Origin of the sequence: Sphingomonas psychrolutea, from assembly GCF_014636175.1 — a bacterium.
Lineage (GTDB): Bacteria > Pseudomonadota > Alphaproteobacteria > Sphingomonadales > Sphingomonadaceae > Sphingomonas > Sphingomonas psychrolutea.
Window position 1 is genome coordinate 92668 of the sequence record NZ_BMDW01000013.1, and the last position, 17137, is coordinate 109804.

Genomic DNA, 17137 nt, shown 5'->3' on the forward strand with positions numbered 1-17137 from the left:
ACCCCGGGCTTGACCCGGGGCCCATCGTGCCGCGCTCGCAGCGGCCGTGGTGCGTGCTACCCGATGGGCCCCGGATCAAGTCCGGGGTGACGATGAGTGTGTGCCCATGATCTACGAAATCCGCCACATCACGCGCTTCGATTATGGCGCGAACGTCAAATTCGCGCGCTGCAACCTGCGCCTGAAGCCGATCCATTGGTCGGGGCAGGATCTGCTCGACTATCGCCTCACCATCTCCCCCTCGGGCCGCGTCTCCCCGGCGCGCGCGGAAGCGGGGCTCGCCAACGTCATGCGCATGGTGGTGGATGAGCCCGTTCGCCACCTGACCATCGAAAGCGTCTCGCGGATCGCGGTCGATCGCCCCGTGCCGATGCCCGCCAACGGCTCTCGGGCGCTCGCCGAAATCGCCGCCGCCGCGCGCGCCAGTCGCGATCCGTCGCCCGCTGGCCCGGCCAATTACCTCTTCCCCTCGCCGCTGATCCCGCTTGACCGCGATATTGCCGAATGGTGTGCGCAGGATTTGCAGTCCGATCGGCCCGCGCTCGATGCCGCGATCGCGCTGGCGCAGCGCATTCAGAACGATTTCGCGTTCGATCCCGCCGCGACCTTGGTCGACACGCCCCCGCACGAAGCGTTCATGAAGCGCGGCGGGGTGTGTCAGGATTTCGCGCAGATCATGATCACGGGCCTGCGCGCGGCAGGGCTGCCGGCGGCCTATGCCTCGGGCTATATCCGCACGATCCCACCGCCGGGGCAGGCGCGGCTGGTCGGGGCGGATGCGACGCACGCCTGGGTGTTGCTATGGTGCGGCGCCGAGCTCGGCTGGGTCGGCGTCGATCCGACCAACGGCATCTGGATGGCGGGCGACCATATCGTCATGGCGATCGGCCGCGATTATGGCGAAATCGCGCCGATCGACGGGGTCGTGCTGGGTTCGAGCGCGCAGAAGATGGACGTCAGCGTGGACGTCGCGCCGGTGCTGGAGATGGTGGGGTAGGGGAGGCTGGAAGTGGATGGTAAGCTTCCGCTCCGTCACCCCGGCCTTGTGCCGGGGTCCACTGTGCGGCAGGCGCACCGCCCGAAGTTCGAGACGGCTTTCTTCCGGATACGTGGACCCCGGCACGAGGCCGGGGCGACGAACGTGGGGGGCGTTCGATGTCCGCTATCGGCCGCAACCTGCCGTCTGTCCTACGTGGCCAGCCCTATGGTATCGTCTCGCATCAGTCGTTCGCCGAGCCCGATCATACCCGCCGCCGCCCGACCCGCAACAACCGCAAATCGCCTAACCTTTGTGACTTTACGCGTATCACAAATATAACACGCCTATCGCACACCCCCGCGTTGCACTCCGCCGCGCGATCCCCCAAATAGGCGGCGCAGGACATTGGGGTACAACGTGGCCGATCCGTATACGACATTGGGCGTCGCCCGCACCGCGACCGAAGCGGAGATCAAGAAGGCGTATCGCAAGCTCGCCAAGGAGCTGCATCCCGACAAGAACAAGGACAATCCCAAGGCGAGCGACCGCTTCAGTGCGGTGACCAACGCCTATGATCTGCTCAACGACAAGGACAAACGCGCGCGCTTCGACCGGGGCGAGATCGACGGCGACGGCAATCCGGCGTCGCCCTTCGGCTTCGGCGGCGGGGGCGGCAATCCCGGCGGCTTCCGCCCCGGCCCCGGCGGCGGCGGGTTTCAGGCCGATGGCCCCGATCTCAGCGACATCTTCGAAAACATGTTTTCGAGCGGGGGCCGCGGCGGGTTCGCCGGCGGCTTCGGGCGGGCCCGCGAAAAGGGTGGCAACATCCTCTACAAGCTCGACGTGCCGTTCGTCGATGCGGTGACCTCCAAGCCGCAGCGGATCACGCTCGGCGACGGCAAGACGATCGACCTCAAGCTGCCCGCAGGCCTTGAAAGCGGCGCACAGATGCGCCTCACCGGCAAGGGCCAGCCGGGGCCGGGCGGCAATGGCGACGGCATCGTCACGCTCACCGTCCTGCCGCACCGCTTCTTCGAACGGGCGGGCGACGATGTCCGGCTCGATTTGCCGATCAGCCTGTCAGAAGCCGTGCTGGGCGCGAGCGTGCGCGTGCCGACGCCTGAGGGCGCGGTGATGCTGACGGTGCCCAAGGGCTCCACCTCGGGCAAGACGCTGCGGCTGCGCGGGCGCGGCTTCCACCGCAAGGACGGCACGCGCGGCGATCAATTGGTGACGCTGATGGTCGATCTGCCGGTCGATGACGATGCGCTGATCGAATTCGTAACGGGCTGGAAAGACAAGGATTTGCGGAACCCGCGCGGCGGGCTGGGCGTCTGAGCTCCGTAAGGAGCCTGCGGCGATGAGTCATATTTCCCCCGTCTCGCCCGAGGAGCGCGCCGCGCATGGCGAAGCCGGGGTCAAGCCCGAAGACGTGCCACCCGCCGCACGTCCGGCGACCCGGGCGTGGCGGGTGCTGCGGCGCGTCATCATCGGGGTGTTCTCGGACGGCTTCATCCATGCCGGGAACCTCGCCTATCTGGCGTTGCTGACGGTGTTTCCCTTTTTCATCCTGGCCGCCGCGATCGCGTCCTTGCTCGGCCAAAGCGCCGAGACGCAGCGCGCGGTCGCGTCCTTCCTCCACGTCCTGCCGCCTAATGTCGGCGATTTGCTCGAAAAGCCGATTCATGACGTGCTGGCGGCGCGCACCGGGTCTTTGCTGTGGATCGGCGGGCTCGTCGCTTTGTGGTCGGTCGGCAGTTTCGTCGAGACGATCCGCGACATCTTCCGCCGCGCTTACGGCGTCACGTCGAGCAAGCCATTTTGGCATTACCGCTTGAGCTCGATGCTCGTCATCATTGTGTCGGTCGTGGTCGCCTTGCTGTCCTTCCTGGTGCAGGGTGTGATGACAGCGGTCGAACGTTTTATTTACGCGCTTCTGCCGTTCGCCCAAGATCTCGCAATGTGGGTCGGCCTGTCGCGGATCGTGCCGGGTCTGGTGATGTTCATCGCCTTGTACATGCTGTTCTTTTCGGTCACGCCGTCGAAATATCGCATGAGCAAATGTCCGAAATGGCCCGGCGCGCTGTTCACCGCCGCATGGTGGGTGTCGATCACCGCGCTGTTGCCGATCATCCTGTCATCGCTCTCCGATTACAGCCTGACCTATGGCAGCCTGGCGGGGGTGATTGTGGCGCTGCTCTTTTTCTTTCTGGTGGGTCTGGGCATCGTCTTTGGTGCGCATTTGAACGCGGCACTGGCGGAACCCCCCGAACCAAGGGTAGAGACCGCGCGGAAACTGACGGAGGCGACGAGCGCGTGATGGAATTGATGGCAGGCAAACGCGGGCTGATCATGGGCCTCGCCAACGATCGTTCACTCGCCTGGGGCATTGCCAAGAAGCTGAGCGAAGCGGGGGCCGAACTGGCGTTCAGCTATCAGGGCGAGGCGATGGAGAAGCGCGTGCGCCCGCTCGCCGAGCAACTCGGCGTCGCGCGGTTGTTCGATTGTGACGTGTCGGACATGGCCGCGCTCGATGCGACCTTCGCCGATCTGGCGAAGGAATGGCCGACGATCGATTTCGTCGTCCACGCGATCGGCTTTTCCGACAAGAACGAGCTGCGCGGCGGTTATGTCGACACCAGCCTCGACAATTTCCTGATGACGATGAACGTCTCGGTCTATTCGTTCGTCGCGGTGTGCAAGCGCGCCGCCGCGATGATGCCCAATGGCGGCGCGTTGCTGACGCTCAGCTATTATGGCGCCGAAAAGGTCATCCCGCATTACAATGTCATGGGCGTGGCCAAGGCCGCGCTCGAGACGAGCGTGCAATATCTCGCGGTCGATCTCGGTCGCGACAAGATTCGCGTCAATGCGATCTCGGCCGGGCCGATCAAGACGCTGGCCGCCTCCGGCATCGGCGATTTCCGCCTGATCCTGAAGTGGAATGAGCTGAACTCCCCGCTCAAGCGCAACGTGACGATCGAGGATGTCGGCGGCGCGGGGTTGTATCTGCTCAGCGACCTGTCGAGCGGCGTGACGGGCGAGACGCATCATGTCGACGCAGGCTATCACGTGATCGGCATGAAGGCCGAGGACGCGCCGGATATCGCGCTGGCGTAAAGCTCCCTCTCCCCAAGGGGGAGAGGGAAGGGGCCCGCGCCGCAGGCGTGGGAAGGGTGAGGGGCAGTGGCGAATTCGCGCTACAAAGTCGGTGATGGGACGATCGATCGCGCACGCGATTTGCGGCGGAATTCAACCCCCGCTGAGAGCAAACTCTGGTCGGTGCTCCGTGGCGGTGCGCTTGACGGCCACAAGTTCCGTCGCCAGCAACGTCTCGGGCCGTTCTTCGGCGATTTCGTATGTCAGGCGGCGCGGCTTGTGGTCGAACTTGATGGCGATACGCACGCCGTTTCGGAGGCCTATGATGCGCGTCGAACCGCATTTCTTGAAGGTGAGGGATATCGCGTGCTGCGTTTTGGCAATGCCGAAGTGACGGGAAATGTGGAGGGGGTCGCCGCCGCGATCCGCGCTGCGCTCACGCCCTCACCCTCCCATGCTGCGCATGGGCCCCTCCCTCTCCCCCATGGGGGAGAGGGGTTTTGAGTTTCAACACCTTCGGCCATCTCTTCCGCTTCACCACCTGGGGCGAATCGCACGGGCCCGCGATCGGCGCGGTTGTGGACGGCTGTCCGCCGGGGATCGCAATCAGCGAGGCTGACATCCAGCCGTTCCTCGATCAGCGCCGCCCCGGTACTTCACGCTTCACCACGCAGCGGCAGGAGCCGGATCAGGTCCGCATCCTGTCGGGCGTGTTCGAAGGCAAGACCACCGGCACACCGATCAGCCTGATGATCGAGAATGTCGATCAACGCTCGAAGGATTATTCGGAGGTCGCCAAGGCCTATCGCCCCGGCCATGCCGATTACGCCTATGACGCCAAATACGGTTTCCGCGATTATCGCGGTGGCGGGCGCTCCTCGGCGCGCGAGACGGCGTCGCGCGTTGCGGCGGGCGCGGTGGCGCGGCTGGTGATCCCCGAGGTGACGATCACGGCGTGGGTCGAGGCGATCGGCGGCGATGCGATCGACCCGGCCAATTTCGATGCGACCGAGATCGACCGCAACCCCTTCTTCTGCCCCGATCCTGCCGCCGCCGCGCGCTGGGAGAGGTTGGTCGACGCCGCACGCAAGGCGGGGTCCTCGCTCGGCGCAGTGATTGGCTGTTCGGCCACGGGCGTGCCCGCGGGATGGGGCGCGCCGCTTTATGCCAAGCTCGATGCCGATCTGGCGGCGGCGTGCATGGGGATCAACGCGGTCAAGGGCGTCGAGATCGGTGATGGCTTCGGCGCGGCGATGCTGCGCGGCGAAGACAATGCCGATCCGATGCGCCCGGGTACCGATGGTCCCGAATTCCTCGCCAATCACGCCGGTGGCATAGCCGGCGGCATCGCAACGGGCCAACCGATCACGTTGCGCGTCGCGTTCAAGCCGACCTCGTCGATCCTAACCCCGGTCGAGACGATCGACCGTAGCGGCGCTGCAACCGAGATACTGACCAAGGGCCGGCACGATCCGTGCGTCGGCATTCGTGGCGCGCCAGTCGTCGCGGCGATGGTCGCCTTGGTGCTGGCCGACCATAAGCTGCTGCATCGCGGGCAAATCGGGTAATCGGGCAAGCCGTTCTCGCATAGGGATAAAGGGAGCGACCGCACTATCGGTGGAGCGTTATTACGGTCGACCTCTTCGATGGTCATGACACCGAAAGGACCCTATTCCATGCGTATCGCACTTCTGGCCGGCCTTGCCGCCGCCACCTTTTCTACCGCAGCACTTGCGCAAACCACGGCGCCCGCGCCCAGTGAGCCGCAAACCATGCCGGCGCCGCAGACCTCTACCCCGACGACGACCGACGTGCCGCCGAGCACGATCCCGCAGCCGACGATGACACCCGAGCCGATGGCCGCGCCGACTCCGTCACCGACCGATTCGACGATGACGACCCAGACGCCAAGCGACCCGGCCACGACGCCGACCAAGAAGAAGTACAAAAAGCCGATGTAATCGGCGCGGTCGAACCGAAAATCGCCCCGGTCCTGCACGCGCAGGGCCGGGGCTTTTCGCATCAGTCGGCGAAGGGATCGCGTACCAGGATCGTGTCTTCGCGTTCCGGGCTGGTCGAGACCAGCGCGACCGGGCAGCGGATCAGCTCCTCGATCCGGCGGATGTATTTGATCGCCTGGGCAGGGAGATCGGCCCAACTGCGCGCGCCCGCCGTCGTTTCCTGCCAGCCGGGCATCGACTCATAGACCGGCACGACTTCGGCCTGATCGGCGGCATGGGCAGGGAAATAATCGAGCGTTTCGCCGCGCAACGTATAGCCGGTGCAGATCCGGACCTCGTCAAACCCGTCGAGCACGTCGATCTTGGTCAGCGCGATGCCGGTGATGCCGCCGACCGCCGCCGATTGCCGCACCAGCACCGCATCGAACCAGCCACAGCGCCGCTTGCGCCCGGTGACCGTGCCGAATTCATGCCCGCGCTCGCCGAGCCGTTCGCCGGTCGCATCTTCTAGCTCGGTCGGGAACGGCCCCGAGCCAACGCGGGTCGTATAGGCCTTGGCGATGCCCAGCACGAAGCCGACCGCGCTGGGGCCGAGGCCGGAGCCGCCTGCTGCGGTGCCCGAAATTGTGTTCGACGAGGTGACGAACGGATACGTCCCATGATCGACGTCGAGCAACACGCCCTGCGCGCCTTCGAACAGGATCCGCCGCCCGCGCGCGCGCAAGGCGTTGAGATCGCGCCACGTCGGTTTGACAAAGGGCAAGACGAACGGCGCGATTTCGCGCAGTTCGGCGAGCAGCGCTGCGCGATCGACCGGCGGTTCGCCGAAACCGGCGCGCAGTGCGTCGTGATGCGCGGTAAGACGGTCGAGCTGCGGCCCGAGCGCGTCGAGGTGCGCAAGGTCGCACACGCGGATCGCGCGCCGGCCGACCTTGTCTTCATAGGCCGGACCGATCCCGCGCCGCGTCGTCCCGATCTTGCCAGCACCACTCGCATCTTCGCGCAGCGAATCGAGGTCGCGGTGGAAGGGAAGGATCAGCGCGCAGGTGTCGGATACCATCAGCGTCTCGGGCGTGATCGTCACGCCTTGCCCGCGCAATTTCTCGACCTCGGCCTTCAGCGCCCACGGATCGAGCACGACGCCATTGCCGATCACCGACGGCGTGCCGCGCACGATGCCCGAGGGGAGCAGGGAGAGCTTATAAACCTTTTCGCCAACGACGAGCGTATGCCCGGCATTGTGCCCGCCCTGAAAGCGCACCACGACATCGGCGCGCTCGGCGAGCCAGTCGACGATCTTGCCCTTGCCTTCATCGCCCCATTGGGCACCAATCACTGCTACGTTGGCCAAATGTCCACCTTTCAGGGTGTGCCGGAAATCGGCCTTTCCCTAGGTAGCGCGGGCGCAAGCGTCCACCCCCTACACTCTGTTACACTTGATCGATTGACCCGGTTTCGCCCTGCGCGATAGCGAAACGCGTAACGATCGAGGGACCGCGCCATGATCCGCTTGCTGTTGCCCGTGCTCGTCGCCGCCATCGCTTTCACCCCGGTCGAGGCTGGGCAGACGTTGCGCGAACGTCTGGCGCAGCGGATGGCGCAGCGCATGGAGGGGCGGTCGCAGGAACGCCCGCGCCCGGCAAGATCGACATCGCTTATGGGGCCGATCCGCTCCAGCATCTCAATTTCTGGCGTGCCAAAGGGCCGGACGCGCCCGTGGTGATCTTCGTCCACGGCGGCGGATGGAAGCGCGGCGACAAGTCGAACGCCACCGGTGCGGCCAAGGTCGCGCATTCGCTCGTAGCAGGTTATGCGTTCGCTTCGATCGATTACCGGCTCGTGCCCGCCGCAACCGTCGAACAGCAAGCGCAGGACATCGCCGATGCGGTCGCGGCGCTGCGCGCGCAGGCGGCGACGCTGGGGTTCGACCCCAATCGCGTCGTGCTGATGGGGCATAGCGCCGGTGCGCATCTGGCGGCGTTGGTCGGCACCGATCCGCGCTACTTCGCCAAGGCGGGCCTGAATCCCGACGCGGTGCGCGGCGTGATCCTGCTCGACGGCGCGGCGTATGACGTGCCGCGCCAGATCGCCGAGGGCGGCAATTTCATGCACGACACCTATGTCCAGGCGTTCGGCAACGATGTCGCGCGGCAAAAGGCGCTGTCGCCGACCTTTCAGGTCGCCGCACCCAACGCCCCGGATTTCCTGATCCTCCACATCGCGCGCGAGGATGGGACGGTGCAATCGATCGCGCTCGGCGCGGCCCTGCGCGCGGCAGGCACGCTAGCCGAGGTGAAGGCAGTCGAGGGCAAGGGGCTACGCGGCCACATGGAAATCAACCGCAAGCTCGGCGAACCCGATTATCCCGCAACGGCCCTAGTCGATGCGTATCTGAAGCGCCGCTTCGCGCGGTAGCCTTAAAGCGCCCGCGCTTCGCCGTCGGCCAGCACGTGCGTGCAGAGCTGCGCGGCGGGCGTATCGCCAGCCTCTAGTGCCGCGACCGTGACCCACCCTTCGCCGCGCATCCGCGCCGTCACCGCCGGATCGGTACCGAGCGGCACGAACAGGCGGCGGCGGTCGGTGTCGGCGAGGCCGGCCGCGACAATGGCGTCGGCGTAGAGCGAGAAGCCCACCGCTGCCTCCTCCGCGCCATCCTCGTGCAGGATCGTATAGGTGCCGCCCCGCCCGATCTCACCGCGTAAACCCCCGGCAAAGATCGAGAAGCCGAGCCAGCTTTGATATTCGAAGCCGTGCCGCTCGGTCGGATCGAGCGTGAGCGCGACGCGGCCTTTTAACCCGTCAGCGATCTGCCACAAAGCTTCGAGCCGCGACGTCAGCGCCCCGCCCGCGTCGAACGCGCACAGCCGGTCATGCGCCTCGAAGAACGGTCCGGCGGCGGCGATCAGCGGGAGATAGGCGGGTGCGATCGCGGCGACTCCGCCTGCATCCTTGGCGTCGAGGCGGTCGCGCAAGGCATCAATTCGCACCGCATCGACCGGGAAGGGACCGCTTGCCAGCACGTCGATCAAATCAGGGAGCGTAAAGTCGATCGACACATCGGCGACGCCCGCTGCGGTCAGCGCCGCCACCACAACCTCGACGATCTCGCGCGCCGCGGCAACGGTGTCGAGGCCGATCAACTCGCAGCCGATCTGGCGCATTTCGCGATTCGGCGAAAGTTGCGAGGCGCGCAGTTTGAGCACGGGGCCGGCATAGGAAAGCCGCACCGGGCGCGGGTGGTGCGCCATGCGCGTCGCGGCGATGCGCCCGATCTGCGCGGTCATGTCGGGGCGGATCGCCAGCGTCGCCTGGCTGACCGGATCGACGAAGCGCACCGCATCCTGCGCGCGCGCGGCCTTCAGTCGACCGGCGAGCCCGGCCTCGAATTCGGCCAGCGCCGGGTCGGCGCGTTCATAGCCATGGGCATAGGCCGTGCCGAGCACCGCCTGTTCAAGGCGCGCGGCGGCATCGGCAAAGGGCGGGAGCCGGTCGCGGAAACCGGTGGGGAGGAGGGCGGTGGTCATTATACTTCCTTCTCCCTCTCCCCTTCGGGGAGAGGGCCGGGGAGAGGGGCAGTACCGAGCGCGACGCTGATTGTTTCAAGCACGCCTTCGAGGTTTCCCATCACGTCGGCATTGGAGAAGCGGATCACGCGATACCCTTGGTTTTCCAGCCACGCGGTGCGGCGGCCATCATAGGCTCCGTCGTGCGAGTGCGTGTCGCCGTCAACCTCGATTACGAACTTTCGCGAGCGCGCGACGAAGTCGGCGATATAGGGGTAGATGACGACTTGGTGATTGAACTTTACCGCTTCAAAGCGCTTGGCGCGGAGGTTGTACCAGAGCCGCGCTTCAGCGGGCGTCGGGTTGCTGCGCATGGATTTAGCACGCGCTAGCAACTCTTTATTGGTTTACGGCACGGCCCCTCTCCCCGGCCCTCTCCCCGGAGGGGAGAGGGAGCAGAAGAGGCTACCGTTGCCTCCTCAGAACGACAATCCCATCGCGGTCTTGACGCCGGCCAGCGCGCGGACCTTGGCGAGCAGTTCGGGCGTCACCGCATCATCGACCGAGAGCAGCAGCACCGCCTCGCCCCCGGCGCTGCGCCTGCCGAGGTGGAAGGTGCCGATGTTGACACCCTGCTCGCCCAGCAGCGAACCCAAGCGACCGATGAACCCGGGCGCGTCCTCATTGACGACATACAGCATGTGCCCGGCAAGATCGGCCTCGACCTTGATTCCGAACAGCTCGACCAGGCGCGGCGCCGCGTCGCCGAACAGCGTGCCCGCAACCGAACGCTCGCCGGCATCGGTCTTCACCGAAACGCGCAGCAGCGTGTGGTAATCGCCTTCACGCTCGGTGCGCACTTCACGCACTTCCATCCCGCGCTCCTTGGCGAGCAACGGCGCGTTGACCATGTTGACCGTGTCGGTCTGCGTGCGCAGGAACCCGGCGAGCACGGCCGAGACCATCGGCTTCTGGTTGAGCTCGGCGGCGGCACCCTCGCTATGGATCGAGATCCGCCCGATCGACCCGGTGGTGAGCTGCCCGACCAGGCTACCAAGCTTTTCGGCGAGCGTCATGTACGGCTTCAGGCGGGGCGCTTCCTCGGCGGAGAGCGACGGCACGTTGAGCGCGTTGGTGATGCCGCCCGACATCAGATAATCCGACATCTGTTCGGCGACCTGAATCGCGACATTGACTTGCGCTTCGTCGGTCGAGGCGCCGAGATGCGGCGTCGAGACGAAGTTGGGTGTGCCGAACAGCGGCGATTCCTTGGCTGGTTCGGTCACGAACACGTCGAGCGCTGCGCCGCCGATATGGCCCGAATCAAGCCCGGCCTTGAGCGCCGCTTCGTCGATCAACCCACCGCGCGCGCAATTGATGATGCGCACGCCCTGCTTGGTCTTGGCGAGTGCCTCGGCCGACAGGATGTTGCGCGTCTGGTCGGTCAGCGGTGTGTGGAGCGTGATGAAATCGGCGCGGGCGAGCAGATCGTCGAGCTCGACCTTCTCCACGCCGAGTTCGACCGCGCGTTCGGGCGACAGGAAGGGATCGAACGCGATCACCTTCATGCGGAGACCCAGCGCGCGATCGGCGACGATCGAGCCGATATTACCAGCACCGATCAGGCCGAGCGTCTTGCTCGTGACTTCGACGCCCATGAAGCGGTTCTTCTCCCACTTGCCGGCTTGCGTGCTGGCATCGGCTTCGGGGAGCTGGCGCGCGAGCGCGAACATCAGCGCGATGGCGTGTTCGGCGGTGGTGATCGAATTACCGAACGGGGTGTTCATGACCACCACGCCCTGCGCGCTAGCCGCGGGGATATCGACATTGTCGACGCCGATGCCGGCGCGGCCGATCACCTTGAGATTGGTCGCGGCGGCGAGGATCGCCTTGGTCACCTTGGTCGAGCTGCGGATCGCGAGGCCATCATATTGGCCGATGATCGCGATCAGTTCTTCCGGGGTCTTGCCGGTGATCTCGTCGACCTCGACGCCGCGCTCGCGGAAGATCTGGGCGGCCTTGGGATCCATTTTGTCGGAAATGAGGACTTTTGGCATGGAGATTTCTTTCATCTCCCTCTCCCCTTCAGGGGAGAGGGTCGGGGAGAGGGGAAGTGGAAAATTCGGGGAAGGGTGGCGCTTTGTAACGGCCCCTCTCCCCGGCCCTCTCCCCGCGAGCGGGGAGAGGGAGAAGTTTCAGGCGGCTTTTACGCTCGCATAGGCCCAGTCGAGCCACGGCCCGAGCGCGACCACATCGGCGGTGTCGACGGTCGCGCCGCACCAGATGCGCAGCCCCGGCGGGGCATCGCGGTAGCCCGCGATGTCATACGCCGCATGTTCCTTTTCGAGCAGCCCGGCGAACGCCTTGATGAAGGCTTCGTCCGCACCCTCGACTGTCAGGCACACGCTGGTCTTCGAGCGCGTCGCCGGATCGACCGCGAGGTGCCCAAGCCATGAACGCTCCGCGACAATCTGGTCGAGCGCGGCGGCATTGGCGTCGCTGCGGGCGATCAGCCCATCCGCGCCACCGACCGATTTCGCCCATTCGAGTGCTGCGATGCAATCCTCGACCGCGAGCATCGAGGGGGTGTTGATCGTCTCGCCCTTGAACACGCCTTCGGTCAGCTTGCCCTTGGAGACGAGGCGGAACACCTTGGGCAGCGGCCAGGCCGGGGTATAGCTTTCAAGCCGCTCGACCGCACGCGGGCCGAGGATCAGCACGCCGTGACCGCCCTCGCCGCCCAGCACTTTCTGCCAGGAGAAGGTCGCAACGTCGATCTTGGCCCAGTCGATGTCGTACGCGAACACCGCGCTGGTCGCATCGGCGAAGGACAGGCCTTCACGGTCGGCGGGGATCCAGTCGGCATTCGGCACGCGCACGCCCGAGGTGGTGCCGTTCCAGGTGAACAGTACGTCGTTCGACCAATCGACCGCACCCAGATCGGGCAGTTGGCCATAATCGGCGCGCACGACGGTGGGATCGATCTTCAACTGCTTGACTGCGTCGGTGACCCAGCCTTCGCCGAAGCTTTCCCAGGCGAGCGCGGTGACGGGCTTTGCACCCAGCATCGTCCACATCGCCATTTCATAGGCGCCGGTGTCGGAACCGGGGACGATCCCGATGCGGTGCGTGTCGGGTAGCTTGAGGAGCTCGCGCATCAGATCGATGCAATATTGCAGCCGCGTCTTGCCGATCTTCGAGCGGTGTGAGCGCCCCAGCGATTCGGTGGCGAGATTGGTAGGGGTCCAGCCGGGAGGCTTGGCGCACGGTCCACTCGAAAAATAGGGACGTGCCGGCAGATGCGCGGGACGCGCAGGAAGGTCAGTCATGTAGTCTCTCCTCACAGAGAGCACGCGCGGCGTTGGGACCGCGTGGCCCGTCGCCGCCCGTATAGAGTTTGGGAGGCGGGTCAAGGGTCGTGTCGTTCGTCGCAAGTGGGGTAGCGGTCGGATAGTGGTACGCGGTATCTCCTCGCCATGCCGCGCCGCCTCGCCGTCCTTGCTCTACCGCTCTTGCTCGCGTCGTGCGTATCAGGCGGCGGGAGCGATCGCCGTGCGCCGCTGCGTCCGCGTGGTGCCAAGCCGATCACGCTCAACCTGCCGACCAGCCGCGAGACGCAGGCGTGTTTCGCCGATCTCGCGCGGCAGGACGTGCGGTTTTCGCCGTTGCCCGACCGGGATTATGGCGGCGGGTGTCAGGTGATCGGCGCGTTGCAGCTGCTCGACATCGGCGTGCCCGTCACCAACATCAAAGCGATGCGCTGCGGCCTTGCGCGCAGTTTCACCGGCTGGGTCGAATATGCCGTCGCGCCCGCCGCGCGGCAGATGCTGGGGAGCGATCTGGAGCGGATCGAGAGCATGGGGACCTATGCCTGCCGCGCGGTGGTGGGCGCGCCCGGAGCGGCTGGGAAGCTGTCTGGGCACGCCACCGCCAATGCGATCGACATATCGGGCTTCGTGCTGCGCGACGGGCGGCGAATCACGCTCCAGCAGGGTGGAACGGCGGTGACGCCGAAACGCGTGCCTTTCTGCGTGTGATTCGTGCCTCGGCCTGCAAGCGCTTCGGCACCGTGCTCAGCCCGGACTACAACGCCGCGCATTACAACCATTTGCATCTTGAGGACGATCGCGCCGGCTTTTGCCGCTAGGCTTCAAATGGCGCGTCTTTTCGCTTAAGCGCGGTGGATGAGCGATATCCCCAAAACCGACACGCACGTCCCGGCGCGCGTTTTCCCCCGTGCGCGGCAGGATGCCGAGACCGCCAAGACCGGCATCAGCACGCCGCAGACCGAGAATCCGGCCTACCGGCTCGCGTTTCAGGACATGGATTTCCTGCTGCGCGAGGATTTGCGGCCCGTGCGATTCCAGCTCGAATTGCTCAAACCGCAACTGATCATGGACGAAGCCAACATTGCGTCGACCTTTGTGATGTACGGATCGGCGCGCATTCCTGAGCCGGCCAAGGCACAGGTGCTTCTCGAAAAGGCCGAGGGCGAAACCGCGATCCGCATCGCGCAGAATCTGGTCGAGAAGTCGAAATATTATACGGTCGCCTATGAACTCGCCCAGCTGGCTAGTGCGTTTCCGCTCGATGAGGACGGCAAGCGCCACTTCGTCGTGTGTTCGGGCGGTGGCCCGTCGATCATGGAAGCGGCTAACCGTGGTGCGCACGATGCCGGGCAGGAATCGATCGGGCTCAACATCGTCCTGCCGCACGAACAGGCGCCGAACCCGTACGTAACCCCGGCGCTGTCGATGCAGTTTCACTATTTCGCGCTGCGGAAGATGCACTTCCTGCTCCACGCCCGCGCGCTCGCCGCGTTTCCGGGCGGGTTCGGGACGTTCGATGAGCTGTTCGAGCTGCTGACACTGATCCAGACCGGCAAGATCGCGCCGATCCCGGTGCTGCTCTACGGCCGCAAATTCTGGGAGCGCGTCGTCAATTTCGAGGCGCTGGTCGAGGAAGGCGTCGTCTCGGCCAAGGACCTCGGCATCTTCACCTTCGTCGAGACCGCCGCAGAAGGCTGGGCGGTGGTGAAGGACTTTTATCGGGATAAGTGATTAAGGTCGCCCCTCCCCTTCAGGGGAGGGGATGGGGGTGGGGCCTATCCGCGAATTCAACGTCGCGTTGAAGGCGCGGCCCCACCCCAACCCCTCCCCTGAAGGGGAGGGGCTTGAATATCTTACTTCCCCGCCGCCGCCGGGGCGGTGGTGTTGCTGCCGATGCCGGTGGTCGGCTCGCTCGCCTTGCCGCCCGGATCGGCGGCGCCAGCAGCCGGCGGAACCTTCGCGTCGGTCGCCGCCGGAGCGCCGGCCGGGGCCGCCGGGAGCGGCAGGTTCGAGCCTTGCGCGTTGAGGTACAGGATCACGTCGGCGCGGTCCTTGCCGCTGGCGAGGCCGGCAAAGGTCATCTTGGTGCCGTTGGCATAAGTGCGCGGCGAGGTGAGCCAGGCGTTGAGCTGCTCGAAATCCCACTTCTTGCCCGCGCCCGCGGTCGTCAGCGCGGCGGAAAAGGCGTAGCCGGCCTTGCCCTGCGCGATGCCTTCGCCGACCGTCGCCCACAGGTTCGGGCCGATGCCGTTGGCCCCGCCCTGCGCGATCGTGTGGCAAGCGCTGCACTTCTTGAACACTTCGGCACCGTGCGACGCATCGGCGACCGCCATCATCTCGCCGATCGGCTTGTCGGGAACAGCGGGACCAGCGGCACCGTCTTCGGCGGCGACTTCGATCGGATAGCCGGCCTTTTCGGCCTTGATCGGTTGCACAATCATATGGCCCGCAATGCCTGCGGCGACGGCTACCATGCAGCTGCCCAATACCCAGCCTGCGATCGTGTTGGTGCGGTTATCCATGTCTCGCCTTATACCTTTGTCGCCGTTCGGCCCCCGGTGGGACCGCGAAGTTGCGTGTCCCATAGGTTCGTGGGGGGCGCATCGCAAGCCGGTTTGCCGCGCCGCAACAGCAGGACTGCCAAGGGTTGCCGGGGTGCGACGCGGTCGTTACCTCCCCGCGCCAATGGAAAGCTTCCCCGAACCCGCCCGCGCGCTCGTCGCCACGATGACCGCCGCCGCCGCTGCCGACCCTTCCCGCGCCGTTGCTTTTCAGGGCGCGCCGGGGGCCAATTCGCATATTGCGGCGCTGGAGGCGTTCCCCAACGGCTTGCCGCTGCCGTGCTTCGATTTCGCCGACGCGATCGATGCGGTGCGCGACGGGCGGGCGGACTGCGCGATCATCCCGATCGAAAATTCGCTCCACGGCCGCGTCGCCGACATGCATTTCCTGCTGCCCGAATCGGGGCTGGTCATCACCGGCGAGCATTTCCTTGGCATTCGCTATGCGCTGATGGGACTGGGGCCGATCGCGGGCGTGCGCGAGGCGATCAGCCATCCGCAAGCGCTCGGCCAGTGCCGGTTGTGGCTGCGCGAGCGGGGGATTGCGCCGGTTTCCTATCCCGATACGGCGGGGGCGGCGGCCCTGGTGGCGGAGCGCGGTGATGCGACGCTCGCGGCACTCGCCCCGCCGGGCGCGGCGGCGCTGTACGGGCTGGAGACGCTCGCCAGCGACATTGCCGATGCCGCGCACAACACCACGCGCTTCGTCGTGCTGGCACGGCAAGGGCATGCGCCGGTGGGCGACGGCGCGTGGATGACGACGCTGATTTTCGAAGTGAAGAACGTCCCCGCCGCGCTCTACAAGGCGATGGGCGGCTTCGCGACCAACGGCGTCAACATGACCAAGCTGGAAAGCTATCAACGCGGCGGCAGCTTCGCCGCGACCGAGTTCTACGCCGATGTCGAGGGGCGCCCGGGCGAGGCGGGGCTGGACCATGCGCTGGAGGAACTGGGCTTCCACTCGAAATGGGTGCGGGTGCTGGGGACGTATCGGCAGGCGCGTAAGCGGGGGTGAGGGGCGGAAGTTTAGGCTAAGTTTAGGGATAAAACGCATGTCGTCGGGGGCAGCGGTGGGGCGTCATCGCAGCGCCGATAGGCATGCAAGCGTACGCCCAATTGCGGACATTTAAGCCACCAATGGTCGTCACCCCGGCCTTGAGCCGGGGTCCACTGACCCGCAAGCAGACCGTTCGACCTTCGGGCGGTGCGGCTGTCGCACGGTGGACCCCGGCACGAGGCCGGGGTGACGGAGCGGGGGGGACGGCCGCTATCCAAGCGTTACCGGCTGCAGTCGATTTCACCCGATCTCTCTTCGTTCGCAATCAGTTAGCTGCCTCCATCAGCGCGGAAAGTCACGCTAAGGTCACACCAAACGCGCTAAAGTCACGACATCGGCGCGTTATTTGCACGTGAGGGCGGACGCGGTTGGCGCCCGAAATTTCGAAAAGCCGATGATGTCAAAGAGCGTTGCTGGGCAATGCTGACAGAGGATGGGGGTGTAGGAAAGCGGGAACGTGGGTGTTTGGTTTGGAGCCAGAGTTCCTCTCGACCAAATCTGCTCACCCTCACCCTTCCCACCCGGCTTCGCCGCGCGGGCCCCTGAGCTGCTGCCGGTTTCGTGGACACCAAGATAAGGTGTTTTCGGAACCGGAGGGTGTAAATGCAACGACGGAAGTTCAGCCGAGAGTTCAAGCTCGAGGCAGTG

General features: G+C 65.7%; 17 protein-coding genes and 1 pseudogene. 11 read left to right on the forward strand and 7 right to left on the reverse strand.

The window, feature by feature from the left end; all coding sequences use genetic code 11:
- Positions 1–106 precede the first annotated feature (106 nt).
- The 6 genes from IEV62_RS11695 (at position 107) to aroC (ending at position 5646) form a co-directional block, all read left to right on the forward strand.
- On the forward strand, positions 107–997 hold the full coding sequence (locus tag IEV62_RS11695) for a transglutaminase family protein (protein ID WP_188447653.1): 891 nt from the start codon (positions 107–109) through the stop codon (positions 995–997).
- 399 nt (positions 998–1396) lie between these two features.
- Positions 1397–2317 (forward strand): DnaJ C-terminal domain-containing protein, encoded by a 921-nt coding sequence (locus IEV62_RS11700; RefSeq protein WP_188447655.1) that lies wholly within the window; start codon positions 1397–1399, stop codon positions 2315–2317.
- 22 nt (positions 2318–2339) lie between these two features.
- Positions 2340–3299, forward strand: a complete 960-nt coding sequence (locus IEV62_RS11705) for a YihY/virulence factor BrkB family protein (RefSeq protein WP_188447657.1) — start codon at positions 2340–2342, stop codon at positions 3297–3299.
- Positions 3296–4099 (forward strand): enoyl-ACP reductase FabI, encoded by an 804-nt coding sequence (gene fabI / locus IEV62_RS11710; protein ID WP_308510952.1) that lies wholly within the window; start codon positions 3296–3298, stop codon positions 4097–4099. Before IEV62_RS11705 ends, fabI begins: the two co-directional genes overlap by 4 nt.
- A 66-nt stretch (positions 4100–4165) precedes the next feature.
- Positions 4166–4582 (forward strand): endonuclease domain-containing protein, encoded by a 417-nt coding sequence (locus tag IEV62_RS11715; RefSeq protein ID WP_188447661.1) that lies wholly within the window; start codon positions 4166–4168, stop codon positions 4580–4582.
- Positions 4579–5646, forward strand: coding sequence for a chorismate synthase (gene aroC, locus IEV62_RS11720; RefSeq protein ID WP_188447663.1), 1068 nt, complete (start codon positions 4579–4581; stop codon positions 5644–5646). The genes IEV62_RS11715 and aroC overlap by 4 nt, the downstream gene beginning before the upstream one ends.
- Positions 5647–5747: 101 nt before the next feature.
- Here the strand turns inward: aroC and IEV62_RS11725 are convergent, their stop codons facing one another.
- Together IEV62_RS11725 and IEV62_RS11730 are read right to left on the reverse strand one after the other, a co-directional pair.
- Positions 5748–6101 (reverse strand): hypothetical protein, encoded by a 354-nt coding sequence (locus tag IEV62_RS11725; protein ID WP_188447665.1) that lies wholly within the window; start codon positions 6099–6101, stop codon positions 5748–5750.
- Positions 6101–7390: an adenylosuccinate synthase gene (locus IEV62_RS11730; RefSeq protein WP_188447667.1), complete on the reverse strand. Its 1290-nt coding sequence runs from the start codon at positions 7388–7390 to the stop codon at positions 6101–6103. The genes IEV62_RS11725 and IEV62_RS11730 overlap by 1 nt, the downstream gene beginning before the upstream one ends.
- Before the next feature lie 150 nt (positions 7391–7540).
- On the opposite strand from IEV62_RS11730, the gene IEV62_RS11735 reads away from it, so the two are divergent.
- Both IEV62_RS11735 and IEV62_RS11740 read left to right on the forward strand, forming a co-directional pair.
- Positions 7541–7762 carry a hypothetical protein gene (locus tag IEV62_RS11735; RefSeq protein ID WP_188447669.1) on the forward strand — a complete coding sequence of 74 codons (222 nt, stop codon included), beginning with the start codon at positions 7541–7543 and terminating at the stop codon, positions 7760–7762.
- Positions 7756–8454 (forward strand): alpha/beta hydrolase, encoded by a 699-nt coding sequence (locus IEV62_RS11740; protein WP_373868588.1) that lies wholly within the window; start codon positions 7756–7758, stop codon positions 8452–8454. Before IEV62_RS11735 ends, IEV62_RS11740 begins: the two co-directional genes overlap by 7 nt.
- A gap of 2 nt (positions 8455–8456) precedes the next feature.
- Here the strand turns inward: IEV62_RS11740 and IEV62_RS11745 are convergent, their stop codons facing one another.
- The 4 genes from IEV62_RS11745 to IEV62_RS11760 form a co-directional block, all read right to left on the reverse strand.
- Positions 8457–9563, reverse strand: coding sequence for an ATP phosphoribosyltransferase regulatory subunit (locus tag IEV62_RS11745; RefSeq protein WP_188447672.1), 1107 nt, complete (start codon positions 9561–9563; stop codon positions 8457–8459).
- Positions 9563–9916: an endonuclease domain-containing protein gene (locus IEV62_RS11750; RefSeq protein WP_229733069.1), complete on the reverse strand. Its 354-nt coding sequence runs from the start codon at positions 9914–9916 to the stop codon at positions 9563–9565. The genes IEV62_RS11745 and IEV62_RS11750 overlap by 1 nt, the downstream gene beginning before the upstream one ends.
- A gap of 105 nt (positions 9917–10021) precedes the next feature.
- Positions 10022–11599, reverse strand: a complete 1578-nt coding sequence (gene serA / locus IEV62_RS11755; RefSeq protein ID WP_188447676.1) for a phosphoglycerate dehydrogenase — start codon at positions 11597–11599, stop codon at positions 10022–10024.
- A 138-nt stretch (positions 11600–11737) separates the two neighbouring features.
- Positions 11738–12871 carry a phosphoserine transaminase gene (locus IEV62_RS11760; protein ID WP_188447678.1) on the reverse strand — a complete coding sequence of 378 codons (1134 nt, stop codon included), beginning with the start codon at positions 12869–12871 and terminating at the stop codon, positions 11738–11740.
- 147 nt (positions 12872–13018) lie between these two features.
- On the opposite strand from IEV62_RS11760, the pseudogene IEV62_RS11765 reads away from it, so the two are divergent.
- Positions 13019–13689 (forward strand): annotated as a pseudogene (locus tag IEV62_RS11765) (extensin family protein).
- A gap of 37 nt (positions 13690–13726) precedes the next feature.
- Positions 13727–14602: an LOG family protein gene (locus tag IEV62_RS11770; protein ID WP_188447679.1), complete on the forward strand. Its 876-nt coding sequence runs from the start codon at positions 13727–13729 to the stop codon at positions 14600–14602.
- Positions 14603–14724: 122 nt separating this feature from the next.
- Here IEV62_RS11770 and IEV62_RS11775 read toward each other — a convergent pair whose 3' ends face one another.
- Positions 14725–15393, reverse strand: coding sequence for a c-type cytochrome (locus tag IEV62_RS11775; RefSeq protein WP_188447681.1), 669 nt, complete (start codon positions 15391–15393; stop codon positions 14725–14727).
- A gap of 163 nt (positions 15394–15556) precedes the next feature.
- On the opposite strand from IEV62_RS11775, the gene IEV62_RS11780 reads away from it, so the two are divergent.
- Positions 15557–16447: a prephenate dehydratase gene (locus IEV62_RS11780; protein ID WP_188447683.1), complete on the forward strand. Its 891-nt coding sequence runs from the start codon at positions 15557–15559 to the stop codon at positions 16445–16447.
- Positions 16448–17137 lie beyond the last annotated feature (690 nt).

Bases quoted from the DNA above. Each gene is read 5' to 3' on its own strand.
- IEV62_RS11705 (WP_188447657.1), top strand. From the start codon at position 2,340: ATGAGTCATATTTCCCCCGTCTCGCCCGAGGAGCGCGCCGCGCATGGC.
- IEV62_RS11695 (WP_188447653.1), top strand. From the start codon at position 107: ATGATCTACGAAATCCGCCACATCACGCGCTTCGATTATGGCGCGAAC.
- IEV62_RS11770 (WP_188447679.1), top strand. From the start codon at position 13,727: ATGAGCGATATCCCCAAAACCGACACGCACGTCCCGGCGCGCGTTTTC.
- serA (WP_188447676.1), bottom strand. From the start codon at position 11,599: ATGCCAAAAGTCCTCATTTCCGACAAAATGGATCCCAAGGCCGCCCAG.
- IEV62_RS11780 (WP_188447683.1), top strand. From the start codon at position 15,557: ATGGAAAGCTTCCCCGAACCCGCCCGCGCGCTCGTCGCCACGATGACC.
- IEV62_RS11775 (WP_188447681.1), bottom strand. From the start codon at position 15,393: ATGGATAACCGCACCAACACGATCGCAGGCTGGGTATTGGGCAGCTGC.
- IEV62_RS11750 (WP_229733069.1), bottom strand. From the start codon at position 9,916: ATGCGCAGCAACCCGACGCCCGCTGAAGCGCGGCTCTGGTACAACCTC.
- IEV62_RS11725 (WP_188447665.1), bottom strand. From the start codon at position 6,101: ATGCGAAAAGCCCCGGCCCTGCGCGTGCAGGACCGGGGCGATTTTCGG.
- IEV62_RS11760 (WP_188447678.1), bottom strand. From the start codon at position 12,871: ATGACTGACCTTCCTGCGCGTCCCGCGCATCTGCCGGCACGTCCCTAT.
- IEV62_RS11735 (WP_188447669.1), top strand. From the start codon at position 7,541: ATGATCCGCTTGCTGTTGCCCGTGCTCGTCGCCGCCATCGCTTTCACC.
- IEV62_RS11745 (WP_188447672.1), bottom strand. From the start codon at position 9,563: ATGACCACCGCCCTCCTCCCCACCGGTTTCCGCGACCGGCTCCCGCCC.